The organism is Maritimibacter sp. UBA3975, assembly GCF_002384975.1.
GTDB lineage: Bacteria > Pseudomonadota > Alphaproteobacteria > Rhodobacterales > Rhodobacteraceae > Maritimibacter.
Genome location: NZ_DGCP01000009.1, coordinates 450,986 through 465,363, shown reverse-complemented (window position 1 = coordinate 465,363; position 14,378 = coordinate 450,986). Strand labels below are relative to the sequence as shown.

The 14,378-nt window shown below is 64.5% G+C and carries 16 protein-coding genes; 14 read left to right on the top strand and 2 right to left on the bottom strand.

Annotated elements, in window-relative coordinates; translation table 11 throughout:
* Nucleotides 1-41: 41 nt before the first annotated feature.
* The 11 genes from B2585_RS07310 (at nucleotide 42) to rpoD (ending at nucleotide 11,289) form a co-directional block, all read left to right on the top strand.
* The gene (locus tag B2585_RS07310; protein ID WP_292021512.1) at nucleotides 42-458 is read left to right on the top strand and encodes a hypothetical protein; all 417 of its coding nucleotides are present in this window, start codon (nucleotides 42-44) and stop codon (nucleotides 456-458) included.
* Nucleotides 459-540: 82 nt separating this feature from the next.
* Entirely contained in the window at nucleotides 541-1,329 is a 789-nt protein-coding gene (locus B2585_RS07305) for a methyltransferase domain-containing protein (RefSeq protein WP_292021511.1), read from the top strand.
* 3 nt (nucleotides 1,330-1,332) lie between these two features.
* A complete protein-coding gene (locus tag B2585_RS07300) occupies nucleotides 1,333-1,947 on the top strand; it encodes an MOSC domain-containing protein (protein WP_292021509.1) in 615 nt (204 codons plus the stop codon).
* 127 nt (nucleotides 1,948-2,074) lie between these two features.
* The gene (locus B2585_RS07295; protein WP_292021507.1) at nucleotides 2,075-3,751 is read left to right on the top strand and encodes a formate--tetrahydrofolate ligase; all 1,677 of its coding nucleotides are present in this window, start codon (nucleotides 2,075-2,077) and stop codon (nucleotides 3,749-3,751) included.
* 78 nt (nucleotides 3,752-3,829) lie between these two features.
* Nucleotides 3,830-4,729 carry a bifunctional 5,10-methylenetetrahydrofolate dehydrogenase/5,10-methenyltetrahydrofolate cyclohydrolase gene (locus tag B2585_RS07290; RefSeq protein WP_292021505.1) on the top strand — a complete coding sequence of 300 codons (900 nt, stop codon included), beginning with the start codon at nucleotides 3,830-3,832 and terminating at the stop codon, nucleotides 4,727-4,729.
* A complete protein-coding gene (locus tag B2585_RS07285) occupies nucleotides 4,730-5,044 on the top strand; it encodes a chorismate mutase (protein WP_292021503.1) in 315 nt (104 codons plus the stop codon).
* Entirely contained in the window at nucleotides 5,041-5,937 is an 897-nt protein-coding gene (gene folD / locus B2585_RS07280) for a bifunctional methylenetetrahydrofolate dehydrogenase/methenyltetrahydrofolate cyclohydrolase FolD (RefSeq protein ID WP_292021501.1), read from the top strand. The genes B2585_RS07285 and folD overlap by 4 nt, the downstream gene beginning before the upstream one ends.
* Nucleotides 5,938-6,014: 77 nt before the next feature.
* Nucleotides 6,015-6,602, top strand: a complete 588-nt coding sequence (locus tag B2585_RS07275) for a TetR/AcrR family transcriptional regulator (protein WP_292021498.1) — start codon at nucleotides 6,015-6,017, stop codon at nucleotides 6,600-6,602.
* Between the two features lie 43 nt (nucleotides 6,603-6,645).
* A complete protein-coding gene (locus B2585_RS07270; protein ID WP_292021496.1) occupies nucleotides 6,646-7,107 on the top strand; it encodes a hypothetical protein in 462 nt (153 codons plus the stop codon).
* A 31-nt stretch (nucleotides 7,108-7,138) separates the two neighbouring features.
* Nucleotides 7,139-9,124, top strand: coding sequence for a DNA primase (gene dnaG, locus B2585_RS07265; RefSeq protein ID WP_292021494.1), 1,986 nt, complete (start codon nucleotides 7,139-7,141; stop codon nucleotides 9,122-9,124).
* A gap of 152 nt (nucleotides 9,125-9,276) precedes the next feature.
* Nucleotides 9,277-11,289, top strand: coding sequence for an RNA polymerase sigma factor RpoD (gene rpoD, locus B2585_RS07260; RefSeq protein ID WP_292021492.1), 2,013 nt, complete (start codon nucleotides 9,277-9,279; stop codon nucleotides 11,287-11,289).
* Here the strand turns inward: rpoD and B2585_RS07255 are convergent.
* A complete protein-coding gene (locus tag B2585_RS07255) occupies nucleotides 11,283-11,786 on the bottom strand; it encodes a helix-turn-helix transcriptional regulator (protein ID WP_292021490.1) in 504 nt (167 codons plus the stop codon). The two genes, rpoD and B2585_RS07255, sit on opposite strands and share 7 nt — an antisense overlap.
* 266 nt (nucleotides 11,787-12,052) lie before the next feature.
* Between B2585_RS07255 and B2585_RS07250 the strand changes: the two genes are divergently transcribed.
* The gene (locus tag B2585_RS07250) at nucleotides 12,053-12,313 is read left to right on the top strand and encodes a hypothetical protein (protein ID WP_292021488.1); all 261 of its coding nucleotides are present in this window, start codon (nucleotides 12,053-12,055) and stop codon (nucleotides 12,311-12,313) included.
* A gap of 40 nt (nucleotides 12,314-12,353) precedes the next feature.
* On the opposite strand, the gene yghX is transcribed toward B2585_RS07250, so the two are convergent.
* On the bottom strand, nucleotides 12,354-13,238 hold the full coding sequence (yghX, locus tag B2585_RS07245; RefSeq protein ID WP_292021486.1) for a YghX family hydrolase: 885 nt from the start codon (nucleotides 13,236-13,238) through the stop codon (nucleotides 12,354-12,356).
* 99 nt (nucleotides 13,239-13,337) lie between these two features.
* Between yghX and B2585_RS07240 the strand changes: the two genes are divergently transcribed.
* On the top strand, nucleotides 13,338-13,754 hold the full coding sequence (locus B2585_RS07240) for a secondary thiamine-phosphate synthase enzyme YjbQ (protein ID WP_292021484.1): 417 nt from the start codon (nucleotides 13,338-13,340) through the stop codon (nucleotides 13,752-13,754).
* Between the two features lie 148 nt (nucleotides 13,755-13,902).
* Nucleotides 13,903-14,376, top strand: coding sequence for a transcriptional regulator NrdR (gene nrdR, locus B2585_RS07235; protein WP_292021482.1), 474 nt, complete (start codon nucleotides 13,903-13,905; stop codon nucleotides 14,374-14,376).
* The last annotated feature ends 2 nt before the right edge of the window (nucleotides 14,377-14,378 follow it).

The following is a 14,378-nucleotide window of genomic DNA, read 5'->3' as shown; positions in this document are numbered from 1 at the left end:
TGTGCCAAGGTCGGGCACCGTCAGCGCCGAAAGCACCGCCCATGTCCCGGACCACAACCCGCCTCGCCGTCGCCTGCCTGTTGCTTGCCCCTTCGGTCGCGATGGCGGCCGACCTGCCGGTGGCGGGGAGTTGCCAGCACCGGCACATGGCGGCCGGCAGCTTCGTCTCGATGGACCTGATCGACTGGCGCGGCGATACAGGCACGATCCAGACCCTTGGCACGTCGTACCCGGCCCGCGTCGCGGGGCTGCGCCCGCATGACGGGATGTTCCGCCTGTCACTGTTCTACACCGATCAGCACACCGGCCCAACCGAACTGGTGATCTTCGCGATGCGGCTGGGGGGCGAAACCTCCTACCACATGGGGCAGGTCAGCTATCACGACATGCCCGACGGCGTGCGCGTCGCGACAACCATCGCGCCGTTCGAAGAAATGACCTGCGATCTGACCTACTGACCCGGTTCGCCGCGCACGCGAGGTATCGTCCGGCCCGGACTGCGACTAGGGTGTGCCGAACCCACATGAAGGAACGCCCCCAATGACCACAGCCGACTGGGACCCCGAAGCCTACCAGCGTTTCCGCGGCCTGCGCCTGCGCCCGGCGCTGGAACTGCTGGCGCAGGTGCGCGACCTGCCCGAGGGGCCGATCGTCGACATGGGCTGCGGGGCAGGGGCGGTGGCCGAGGCGCTCTCCACCCGCTACCCGACCCGCGAATTGTTCGGCGTCGACAACTCCGGCACCATGCTGGACGAGGCCGACGCGACTGGGCTGTACGACCGGCTCACCCGCGACGACGCGACCGACTGGACGCCGGGCTACACCCCCGCCCTGATCTTCTCGAACGCGCTCGCCAACTGGCTCCCCGATCATGCGGGGCTCTTTGCACACTGGGCCGCCATGCTGCCGGAGCGCGGGGCGCTCGCCGTCCAGATGCCGCGCCAGTATGACGAGCCGTCCCACAAGCTCCTGCGCGATCTGGCCGAGGACATGTTTCCCGACCGGTTCGATTTCGCGGACTGGGCGCCCCCCGTCGCCCCGCCGCAGGACTACGCGGCCATGCTCGACCCGTTGGGCGATGTGCGCGCGTGGGAGACGACCTATGTGCAGGATCTCGCCCCGGTCGCCGGGAGCCATCCGGTACGCCAGTTCACCCGCTCCACGGTCATGCGCCCCTTCGTGGCCGAGATGACCGAGACCGAGGCCGCGCGCTACAATTCCGCCTACGACGCGCTGCTCGCCCGTCACTACCCGGCGCGCGAAAACGGTAACGTGCATTTCCCGTTCAAACGTGTCTTCTTCGTCCTGACGAAACACCAGCAGACCTGAGACATGCCTGACATCTATGAACAGACCGCCTTCGAGGGGCGCATCACCTATATTGGCGCCGTGACCGACCGGGAGGCAGCTCTGGCCTCCGAGCCGTCCGACAGCGTGCGCGTGACTTTCGAGGGGATCGAGGGCGAGTCGCACGGCGGCCTGACCCGCCCCGCCTGCGTGCGCGTCGGGACGCTCCATCCGAAGGGCACCGAGATCCGCAACACCCGCCAGCTTTCCATCCTGTCGGAGGAGGAGCTTGCGCTCATCGCGCGCGGCATGGGGATCGACCGGCTGGAGCCTGCGTGGATCGGCGCCTCCATCGTGGTCGAGGGCATCCCGGATCTCAGCTTCCTGCCCCCCGGTTCGCGGCTTCAGGCCCCGGATGGCTGCACGCTCGTCGCCGAGATGGTCAACCACCCCTGCACGCTCGCGGGCCGCTCGGTGGAGGCGCACGCGCCCGGCTTCGGCGCCAAGTTCAAACCAGCGGCCATCGACCTGCGTGGCATCACGGCGTGGGTCGAGCGGGAAGGGCGGCTGGCCCTCGGCGACCGGCTTACGCTCTACGTCCCGGCACAACGTCCCTGGTATCCCGAGGGCGCCGGCGGTGGACCAGGTTTCCTTTCGTAGACGCCACGGTCGCGCCAGTGACGTGACTGCCCCCAATTAGGTCGCGTTTTTGGTTGCGCCCTGCGCCATGTATTCATCATAACCCCGACACACGCGCATCGCCGTGGAATCCGGGAGGAATGAATACATGAGCCACAAATCCGACATCGAAATCGCGCGCGAAGCGAAGAAACGTCCGATCCAGGAAATCGGTGACAAGCTGGGCATCCCCGCCGATCACCTGCTGCCCTACGGCCACGACAAGGCCAAGGTCAGCCAGGACTTCATCAACTCCGTCGAGGACCGCCCCGACGGCAAGCTGATCCTCGTGACCGCGATCAACCCGACCCCCGCGGGCGAGGGCAAGACGACCACGACGGTCGGTCTCGGCGACGGCCTGAACAAGATCGGCAAGAACGCCGCGATCTGCATCCGCGAAGCCTCGCTCGGGCCGAACTTCGGCATGAAGGGTGGCGCGGCCGGCGGCGGCTACGCACAAGTGGTGCCGATGGAAGAGATGAACCTCCACTTCACCGGCGACTTCCACGCGATCACCTCGGCCCACAACCTCCTGTCGGCGATGATCGACAACCACATCTACTGGGGCAACGAGCTTGCCATCGACGAACGGCGCGTGACCTGGAAGCGGGTCGTCGACCTCAACGACCGCGCCCTGCGCGACGTGGTGACCTCGCTCGGCGGCGTCGCCAACGGTTTTCCGCGTCAGACCGGCTTCGACATCACCGTCGCCTCCGAAGTCATGGCGATCCTCTGCCTCGCCAAGGACCTGGCCGACCTGCAGTCCCGCCTCGGTGACATCATCGTGGCCTACACACGTGACCGCGTGGCGATCACCTGCCGTGACATCGGCGCGGACGGTGCGATGACCGTGCTGCTCAAGGACGCGATGCAGCCCAACCTCGTTCAAACGCTGGAAAACAACCCGGCCTTCGTGCATGGCGGCCCCTTCGCCAACATCGCCCACGGCTGCAACTCGCTCATCGCCACGCGCACCGCGCTCAAACTCGCCGACTACGTCGTGACGGAAGCGGGCTTCGGGGCTGACCTGGGCGCCGAGAAGTTCATGAACATCAAGTGCCGCAAGGGTGGGCTCGCCCCCTCCGCCGTGGTGCTCGTCGCCACCGTGCGCGCGATGAAGATGAACGGCGGTGTGGCCAAGGCCGATCTGGGCGCCGAGAACGTGGACGCCGTGAAAGCGGGCTGCCCAAACCTTGGCCGTCACATCGAGAACCTCAAATCCTTCGGCGTTCCGGTGGTGGTCGCGATCAACCACTTCGTCACCGATACGGTTAACGAAGTGCAGGCGGTGAAGGATTACGTCGCCGAGCATGGGTCGGAGGCGATCCTGTGCCAGCACTGGGCCAAAGGCTCCGCCGGCACCGTGGACCTCGCGACCCGGGTGGCCGAAATTGCGGATGCCGAAATGGCCGCCTTCGCACCGCTCTACGGCGACGATCTGAGCCTGTTCGAAAAAATCGAAACGGTCGCCAAGCGCATCTACCGCGCCGATGAGGTGCTCGCCGACAAGAAGATCCGCGACCAGCTCAAGGCGTGGGAAGACGCGGGCTACGGCCACCTTCCGGTCTGCATGGCCAAGACGCAGTATTCCTTTTCGACCGACCCGAACCTGCGCGGCGCACCCACGGGCCATTCCGTGCCGATCCGCGAAGTGCGGCTTTCGGCGGGGGCGGGCTTCGTCGTCGTGGTCTGCGGTGAGATCATGACCATGCCGGGCCTGCCGTCCAAACCGGCGGCCCTGTCCATCGGGCTGGACAAGAACGGCGCCGTCGAAGGCCTGTTCTAAGCCCATTGGCGCCGGGGCGATCCGCTCGCCCCGGCGCATCCTGAAAGCAGGGCGACTGCACGAGAAGAGGAGAGCGACATGCAATCATCGACCGAGCATCGGGCCGCCCTGATCGACGGAAAATCCATCGCGGCGAAGATGCGTGAAGAGGTGGCCGCAGAATCGCGCGCGCTCTGCGACCTCGGCTGGTCCCCCCGGCTCGTGTCGATCTCGGTGGGCGATGCCGAGGCCTCCGACATCTACGTCCGCAACCAGAAGAGAAGCGCGGAAAGCGCGGGCGTCGAGTTCGAGGCGCGGGCCTATCCCAAGACGACCTCGCTCGAACAGCTCATCGGTATCCTTCAGGGCCTCAACCACGACCCGCGGGTGAACGGCATCATCATCCAGCGGCCGCTGCCCGCGCATATCCCGGTGAAGGTGCTGCAAAAGGCCGTCCATCCCCTCAAGGACGTGGAAGGAATGCACCCAGCCTCGATCGGCAACATCGTCTACAATGACCTTGCGCTCGGGCCCTGTACCGCCGTGGCGGCCGTCGAAATCCTGAAAACCCTGCCCCTGAGCCTTGAGGGTCTGACCGTCACCGTGATCGGGCACAGCGAAATCGTCGGCAAACCCATCGCCTTCCTCCTCATGGGGCTGGGCGCGACGGTCACAGTCTGCCACCACATGACCCGCTCGGTCGCAATGCACAGCCGCGCCTCGGACGCCGTCTTCGTCGCCGTCGGCCGCGCAGGGCTGGTGACGGGCGACATGATCAAGCCGGGGGCGGCGGTCATCGACATCGGGATCAACCGGGTCGACGGCAAGACGGTGGGTGATGTCGATTTCGACAGCGTCGCGCCGGTCGCGGGCTGGCTCACCCCGGTGCCCGGCGGTGTCGGCCCGGTCACGGTCGCCACGCTGATGAAGAACGCGGTGCTGGCCACGCGGATGCAGATGGAGCATTACCGCGACGCCTATGACAAGACGGATTTCTGAATGACCCGGCCCGACCCCGCCACACTCACCGATCTTGCCGCCATCCGCGCGGGGATCGACGCCATCGACGACGAGATCATGGTGCTGCTCGCCGAACGCATGGCCCATGTGGAGGCGGTCGTGCCGATCAAGAAACGCGAAGGCATCGCCGCCGCCGCCCCGGCACGGGCACAGACGGTCTATGACAAGACCCGCGCACGGGCCGAGCGGCTCGGGATCGACCCCGACATGGCCGAAGCGATGTGGCGCGTCATGGTCGAGGCAATCATCGCCCGCGAAGAGCGGGACCTTGGAAAGACAGGAGACGACGCATGAGCGCGACAATCATAGACGGCAAGGCCTTCGCGGCCGAGGTGCGCGGCAAGGTGGCCGAGCATGTGGCGGAACTCGCCAAGCAGGGCATCAAGCCGGGGCTGGCCGTGGTGCTCGTGGGTGAAGACCCGGCCAGTCAGGTCTACGTCCGCTCCAAAGGCAAGCAGACGGTCGAGGCGGGCATGGAAAGCTTCGAGCACAAGCTCGACGTCTCCACGTCCGAGGCCGACCTGCTGGCGCTGGTCGACAAGCTGAACAACGACCCGGCCGTGAACGGCATCCTCGTGCAACTGCCGCTCCCCGATCACATCGACGAAGACAAGGTCATCAACGCGATCGACCCGGCCAAGGACGTCGATGGCTTCCACATCTCGAACGTGGGCCTGCTGGCGACCGGGCAAAAGGCGATGGTGCCCTGCACGCCCTTGGGCTGCCTGATGCTGCTGCGCGACCACTTCGGCTCGCTGTCGGGCAAGACGGCGGTGGTCGTGGGACGCTCGAACATCGTTGGAAAGCCGATGGCGCAGCTTCTTCTCCGTGACAGCTGCACCGTGACCATCGCCCACAGCCGCACCAAGGACATCGAGGACGTGGTGCGCGAGGCCGACATCGTGGTCGCCGCCGTGGGCCGGGCCGAGATGGTGACGGGCGACTGGCTCAAGAAGGGCGCGGTGGTCATCGACGTCGGCATCAACCGCCTGCCGCCCGCCGAAGAAGGCGCGAAGGGCAAGCTGGTGGGCGACGTCGATTTCGCCTCTGCCTCCGAGGTCGCGGGTGCGATCACGCCGGTCCCCGGTGGCGTCGGGCCGATGACCATCGCCTGCCTGCTAGCCAACACGCTGACGGCGACCTGCCGGGCGAATGGCCTGCCTGAGCCCGAGGGTCTGACCGCCTGATATTCCGGCACCCGTCCGGCCAACCGGGCGGGTGCGCTAGCGCTTGATCTGAACGCTCGTTCAGTTAACCTCGCCCTATGGCGCGAAAATCAGGCTCACACGCCGACATCACCGGCCCCAAGGTGCGCGAAGCGGCGCTGAAGCTCTTCGCGCGCGATGGCTACGCGGCGGTCTCGATGCGCAAGATCGCCGCCGAGGTGGGCGTGCAGGCCGGCGCGCTCTACCTCTACACCCCCGACAAGCAGTCGCTGCTCTACGACCTGATGAAGGTTCATATGGAGGAACTGCTGGCGGCCTGGGCCGAAGCTGACGTGAACGGCACGCCACCCGAACGGTTGGAGGCCTTCGCCCGCTTTCACATCCACTACCACCTCGACCGGCCCGACAATATCTTCATCGCCTACATGGAGTTGCGCAATCTCGAGCCTGAAAACTTCGCCGAGATCGAAGTGCTGCGCCGCCGCTATGAACAGGGCCTCATCGACATTCTCGAGGCGGGCAACGCCTCCGGCGACTTCGCGGTGCCCGACCCGAAACTCGCCGCGATGGCCGCGATTTCCATGCTGAACGGCGTGACGACTTGGTTCCGCGACGAAGGCCGCCTCAGCCGCGAAACGGTCGAAACGATCTATTGGGACATGCTGCGCAAATCCGTGGCCGCGTGACACTTTTTGGAAAGGTATTGGATTGAAAGTTCTACTTTGGATTTTGGCGCTATGCGCAGCTGCTCTTATTGCAACGGCCGCACAAGCCGAACCCGAAGGGTGCTATCACCGGTCCTATGACGCGGCGCATCTCGCGGCGCACCCGGCGCAGGTGGTCGAGGCGATCTCGATGAATTTCACCCGCGACCAATACGGCCTGAACGTCGCGCTCGACGTGATCTCGGCCGATGGCGGGCATGTCGGCGCGCTGGGGCTGGGCGGGCTGCATTTCGACCAGTCGCTGTCTTGCTATCAGGATGACCCCGTGGCCTGCGCCGTCGATTGCGACGGCGGGTCGTTCACCGTGGTCCGGGACACGGGCGACGTGCTCGACATCCGCACCGAACACCTGACGGTCGGCGCGACGGAAGAGTGCGGCGGCGCGATCAACATCGCCGAGCAGGTCGGCGCCCCCACGACCTACCGTCTGTACAAATCTGCGCCCGAGGCCTGCGTGGTCAATTGAGGCGGACGCGGCAGAGGCCTATATAGGGGTCATGTCGCTGCCCCCCGGATTCCTGGACGAACTTCGCACCCGCACCTCGCTCGCGCAGGTGGTCGGGCGCAAGGTCATGTGGGATCAGCGAAAATCCAATCAGGCCAAGGGCGACCTTTGGGCGCCGTGCCCGTTCCACCAGGAAAAAACCGCCAGTTTCCACGTCGATGACCGCAAGGGATTCTACTACTGCTTCGGCTGCCACGCGAAGGGCGACGCCATCGGGTTCGTGAAAGAGACCGAGAACGTGGGCTTCATGGAGGCGATCGAAATCCTCGCCCGCGAGGCCGGGATGCAGATGCCCGCCCGCGACCCCAAGGCGCAGGAGAAAGCCGACCGGCGCACCCAGCTGGCCGAAGTGATGGAGCAGGCGGTGCAGTATTACCGCCTCCAGCTCAAGACCAACCAGGGCACCGGCGCGCGCGAATACCTTGACCGGCGCGGACTGAAAGAAGACGCGCAGGCGCGGTGGGACATCGGCTTTGCCCCCGACAACCGGCAGGGCGTCATCCGCCACCTCAAGGAAAAGGGCGTGGCCGAGGATCTGATCGTCGATTCCGGCCTCGCCATCAAACCCGACGAAGGCGGCAATCCCTACGATCGCTTTCGCGGGCGCATCATCTTTCCCATCCGCGACCCGCGCGGCCGGGCGATCAGTCTCGGGGGCCGGGCGCTCGACCCCAATGCACGCGCCAAGTACCTGAACGGCCCTGAAACCGAGCTGTTCGACAAGGGCCGGTCGCTCTTCAACCACGGCCCGGCGCGTGAGGCGGCGGGCAAGGGCGCGCCGCTCGTCGTGGCCGAGGGCTATATGGACGTGATCGCGCTCTCCGAGGCCGGGTTCGGCGCCACCGTCGCCCCGCTGGGCACCGCGATCACCGAGGACCAGCTGCGCCTCCTGTGGCGCATCGGGCCAGAGCCGATCATCGCGCTCGACGGTGACACGGCGGGCCTGCGCGCCGCCATGCGCGTGATCGACACGGCGCTCCCGTTGCTCGAAGCCGGGCAGTCGCTGCGTTTCGCCATCATGCCCGAGGGGCTGGACCCGGACGATCTGATCAAGGCGCAGGGCGCGGGTGCGATGCAGAAAGTGCTCGACGCCGCCCGCCCGATGGTGAGCCTGCTGTGGCAGCGTGAGACCGAGGGCAAGTCCATCGACAGCCCTGAACGGCGCGCGGCCCTCGACCGGGATCTGCGCACGGCTATCGCGCGCATCCAGGACCCGTCGATTCGCCAGCACTACGGCGAGGAAATCAAGCGCCTGCGGTACGAACTGTTCAACCCGCGCCGCGACTCCGGCCCCCGTCAGGGCGGCTGGCAAGGCGGGGGGAAAGGCGGCCGGCGCGGGCCGTGGAAGCCCGCAGGCCCCGCGTTCCAGCCCGCCACCAAGGGCTCGCTCCTCGCCGCCGCTTCGGGGCAGGTGGAGGAGGTGCTGCGCGAGGCCGTGATCCTCGCCACGATCATCACCCACCCCCGCCTCATGCAAAGCTTCGAGAGCGCGGTGGAGCGGATCGACATGGCGACCGAGGAACACGCGGCGCTCCAGCGCGTGCTCCTGTCCCATCACACCGACGACAGCGATGCGCTGCGCGAAAAAATCCAGGCGGAAGTGGGACTCAGGGCTCTTGAAAAGCTCTTTGCGCTCAACCATGTGCAGATTGCTCCCCCGATCCGGCGGCCGGACGACTCCGAACTTGCGGCCCTGTGCCTGGCCGAGGAACTGGCCAAGCTGGAAGCGTCGCGCGGGGCGCGGCGCGAGGTCGACGATGCCGCGGTCGAAATCGACGCGCTCGCCGACGAGGGGCTGACATGGCGACTGTCCGAGGCGGTCCGTGTGCTCGACGAGGCACGGCGCGGGCAGGGCGAAGACAAGGGGCTGTTCGAACGTGCGGATAACGGCGTTCTGGTGGCCCGCGAGGAAAAGGACGCGCTCGATGCGCTCCTGAAGCAGATCGAGGACCAACAGGGCGGACGCAAGAGACCCTGATTCCCATCACATTTTGACACATAGCCAAGGAATCCGGGGTAAACGGGTTGGCGAATCAGTGATTCGAGGAAAAAATCGCCTCAAGCGAATCACTCCGAATCAGTCCCCCACGTCGGGACGCCCGGGATCACACCCGAGAGAAGGGAAGCCGCATGGCCGCGAAAGACTCGAACGACGATCAGAACAAGCCGGAGCAGGATGACGCCAATCCGATGGCGGACATGGATCAGGCTGCCGTCAAGAAGATGATCGCCGAGGCCCGTGAACGGGGCTACATCACCTATGACCAGCTCAACCAGGTGCTTCCGCCCGATCAGGTCTCGTCTGAGCAGATCGAGGACGTGATGTCGATGCTCTCCGAGATGGGCATCAACATCATCGAGGACGAGGAAGCTGAAGACGACGACGCCAAGGGCTCGACCGAGGTTGTCGCCAAGAACGGCAAGGGCGAAGTCACGGTCGCGGGGGCGGAATCCGAAAAGCTCGACCGCACCGACGACCCGGTGCGCATGTATCTGCGCGAAATGGGCTCGGTGGAGCTTCTGTCGCGTGAGGGCGAGATCGCCATCGCCAAGCGGATCGAGGCGGGCCGGAACACGATGATCGCGGGGCTCTGCGAAAGCCCGCTCACGTTCCAGGCCATCACGATCTGGCGCGACGAACTTCTCAACGAAGACATTCTCCTGCGCGACGTGATCGACCTTGACGCCACCTTCGGCCGCCAGATGGGCGAAGAGGGTGACGACGACGAGGTGGTTCCGGGGCTGGGCGAAGCGGCCGCGACGCCCGCTGCCGGTCAGACCGCGAAGAAAGAAGACGATCAACCGGAGCTCGACGCCGACGGCAACCCGATCGCCAAGGACGACGACGAGGATGACGAGGACGATCAGGCCAACATGTCGCTCGCCGCGATGGAGGCCGCGCTCAAGCCCCGTGTGCTCGAAACGCTCGAACTGATCGCCCGCGACTACACCAAGCTGTCCGAAATGCAGGATCTGCGCATGTCGGCCACGTTGAACGAGGACGGCTCGTTCTCGGACAAGGCCGAAGGCGCGTATCAGAAGCTGCGCTCGGAAATCGTGCTGCTGGTCAACGAACTGCACCTGCACAACAACCGGATCGAAGCGCTCGTCGACCAGCTTTACGGCATCAACCGGCGCATCATGTCCATCGACAGCTCGATGGTGAAGCTCGCCGATCAGGCCCGAATCAACCGCCGTGAATTCGTCGACGCCTACCGGGGCGAGGAACTCGACCCGACCTGGCTCGACCGCATGGCCGAAAAGCCGGGCCGGGGCTGGCAGGCCTTCATCGAACGCTCCTCCGACAAGGTGACGGAACTGCGCGGTGACATGGCGCAGGTCGGTCAGTATGTCGGTGTCGACATCAGCGAATTCCGCCGCATCGTGGCGCAGGTCCAGAAGGGCGAAAAAGAGGCCCGTCAGGCCAAGAAGGAAATGGTCGAAGCGAACCTCCGCCTCGTCATCTCCATCGCCAAGAAATACACGAACCGCGGCCTGCAATTCCTTGATCTCATTCAGGAAGGTAACATCGGCCTGATGAAGGCCGTGGACAAGTTCGAGTATCGCCGGGGCTACAAGTTCTCGACCTACGCGACATGGTGGATTCGTCAGGCCATAACCCGGTCTATCGCCGACCAGGCCCGCACGATCCGTATCCCGGTCCACATGATCGAGACGATCAACAAGCTGGTGCGCACGGGCCGCCAGATGCTCCACGAAATCGGCCGCGAGCCGACGCCGGAGGAGCTGGCCGAAAAGCTGCAAATGCCGCTCGAGAAGGTCCGCAAGGTGATGAAGATCGCCAAGGAGCCGATCTCGCTCGAAACGCCCATCGGCGACGAAGAGGACTCCCAGCTTGGCGATTTCATCGAGGACAAGAACGCCGTCCTGCCGCTCGACTCGGCCATTCAGGAGAACCTGAAGGAAACCACGACCCGCGTTCTGGCCTCCCTCACCCCGCGCGAGGAACGCGTCCTGCGCATGCGCTTCGGCATCGGCATGAACACCGACCACACGCTCGAAGAGGTGGGTCAGCAGTTCAGCGTCACCCGCGAACGCATCCGCCAGATCGAGGCGAAGGCGCTCAGGAAACTCAAGCACCCGAGCCGGAGCCGGAAGCTTCGGAGCTTCCTGGATCAGTGACCGGCTGCAGTTAGTCGGGCGGAGTCGATGACTATTTCGTCTTCTACTCCGCTCGCTTTGCAATAGTTCTCAGCGGCGTTCAGGATTAACGGCAGAATCTGAGATGCTGCAGTCTGATATTGTTCTAGATTTGTTACGGACATTTTTGTTTGGTCTTCCAAGGCTTCTTTGGTCACGAAGCATTTGAATGGTTCCCCTGCGAACTCCATCGGGATCGCGATGCCGTCTCGGTTCGACAGTAACCTAAAGCTGTTTACATACCTCATCTTCCGCTCGCGGAATCGAACGCCCTCTCCAAACTCTTCGCCTTTGGGCAACATTTCGATACCTGCGGCATAGAAGGAAGCTTTGATTGCACGAAGATTGTTTGTAGTAGGCGCACGCTCGCGGCTCTCGAAGTCAGCGACAGTTGCTCGCGATACAAGTGCGTTCTCTGCGAGGTGGTTTTGCGACCAGCCCAACAAAGCCCTGGCTGCCTTACATTGTTCTGGGGTCATTTTGATCGTCCTTTTCGCTATATGTCATACAAAATGACGGATTAGATGCAAAATGTCAATTCAATTGAGCACTCTCAATGATCTGGGGGCGAAGCTTGTCGAATACCGCTGGAAACCTTGTGCAATCCGGACTCACTCCCCGTGATTTTCGACCCCTCACTTGATTTCCCGCTACGCGAAATGAACGAGCCGGTGTAACCTGCGCCCACAGGGGCATGGTGCCCCAGCGCCCGGCAAGAAGGCGCGAAACCATTGAGGACCATATTATGGCGACCAAAACGAAAACGGAAAAACCCGTGCTGACCCCGGAAGCGGCGGCACGCAAGAAGGCTGTGAAGCTCATTGGCTACCACGGCTGGCTCACCGAATGGAAACGGGCGAACCCCGAGGCTGACGCGGAAGCCCTCAAGGCGGCTTGGGCCGAGGCGAAGGGCCAGCGCAAGCGCGACGCCCGCCGCGTGGTGAAGCGGCTCGAAAAGAACGGGCTGCTGAACACACCGACGGCCGAGGCCATCGCCGCCGAATAACACGTCCCGCCCGGCCCAGAACGAGCCGGGCGGAGACCGTTCACCTCAGGTGTTCGTCGAAGAACGCCACCGTCCGCTCCCAGGCAAGGTCCGCCGCATCGGCGTCGTAGCGCGGCGTGGTATCGTTGTGGAACCCGTGATTCACGCCGGGATAGATATGGGCCGTGTAGGTCTTGCCGTGTTCCTTCAGCGCGGCTTCATAGGCCGGCCAGCCCTCGTTGATACGCTCGTCCAGTTCCGCGTACTGCAGCAGCAGGGGCGCTTCGATCTTCGGCACGTCCTCCGCCGCGGCCTGTCGCCCGTAAAACGGTACCGACGCGCGCAGTTCCGGATAGGCGACCGCAAGCGCGTTGCACACCCCGCCGCCGTAACAGAAGCCCACGCAGCCGACCCGGCCCGTCGATCCCTCGGCCTCCATCAGGTATTCCGCCCCGGCGAAAAAGTCGTTCATCAACTTCGCGCCGTCCACGGTGCGCTGCAATTCGCGCCCCTTGTCGTCGTTGCCGGGATAGCCGCCCACGCTGGTCAGCCCGTCCGGCGCCAACGCGAGGAACCCGGCCTTGGCCACGCGGCGCGCGACATCCTCGATATAGGGATTCAGCCCCCGGTTCTCATGCACGACGAGCACCGCCGGGTGCGGCCCCGGCGTCGTCGGCGTCACGCGGTAGGCGCGCACTGTCCCGTGGCCGTTCGGGCTGTCATAGGTGATGTATTCCGGCAGGATGTCGGGGTCGGTGAATTCCACCTGATGGGCATAGGCGTAATCCGGGCTGAGCATGTCGAGCAGCGCCAGCGCGGTCAGCCCGCCCACGGCGTATTTCCCGGCACGGTCGAGGAATTCGCGCTTGGACATCTGCCCGTGCGCGTAGAAATCGTAAAGGTCGAGGAGTTCCTGGTCGAAGTCCTTGGCCGTCATGCGTTTCATGGTCGTCTCTCCCTGTTTTTCCAAAGCCTAAGGCTGGCCCCGCCGCGTGCGTGCTGACATTGTCGTGTGTGCGATCACATTGCGGGAGATTGGCGAACCATGCACAGGACGTTCCGGATCGAGACACGCGGGCAGGGGCTTTACGAGTTCACCCGGGACGTGGCGCGCTGGGTGGATGGCGCCGGGGTGGACGAGGCGCTGCTGACCCTGATGATCCGCCACACCTCCGCCTCGCTCCTGATCCAGGAAAACGCGGACCCCGAGGTGCAGACCGACCTCGCCAACTACTTCGCCCGGCTGGTGCCGCCGTCGAGCGACCCGGCCATGTCCTATCTCACCCACACCTATGAGGGGCCGGACGATATGCCTGCCCATATCAAGGCCTCGCTGCTCCCGATATCTTTACAGATTCCGATTATTGGTGGGCATATGACCCTCGGAACCTGGCAGGAAATTTACCTTTTCGAACATCGCGACCGCCCGCACGGCCGCGAAGTGGCCGCACTCATCCGCTGATTGCGGCATAGGGGCCACAAACCACCCTCGCTATATCTGGGCACGGTGCATTGAGCCTACCCAAAACTTGGGCACGGGCCTATAGTGCCTGTGGATAAGTGGGCAAAGACCCACGATCAGAGGTGACAGGCGAAGAAAAGGACATGGGATGCGGTGCCCGTTCTGCGGAAATATTGACACGCAAGTGAAGGACTCTCGTCCTGCGGAGGATCACGTTGCGATCCGGCGGCGACGGTTCTGCCCGGCCTGCGGGGGCCGGTTCACCACCTACGAGCGCGTGCAGCTGCGCGACCTCGTGGTCATCAAGACAAACGGGCGGCGCGAGGATTTCGACCGCGAGAAGCTGGAACGCTCGATCCGGATCTCGATGCAGAAGCGGCCCGTGGAGCCGGAACGCATCGACCAGATGATCTCCGGCATCGTGCGCCGGCTCGAAAGCATGGGCGAGACGGACATTCCCTCCAAGATGATCGGCGAGATCGTGATGGAGAGCCTCGCCCGTATCGACACGGTCGCTTATGTGCGTTTCGCGAGCGTTTACAAGAACTTCCAGGCCGCTGACGACTTCGAGAAGTTCATGAGCGAACTGCGACCGGATATCCCGCCCGAAGAAACGACGTGAGT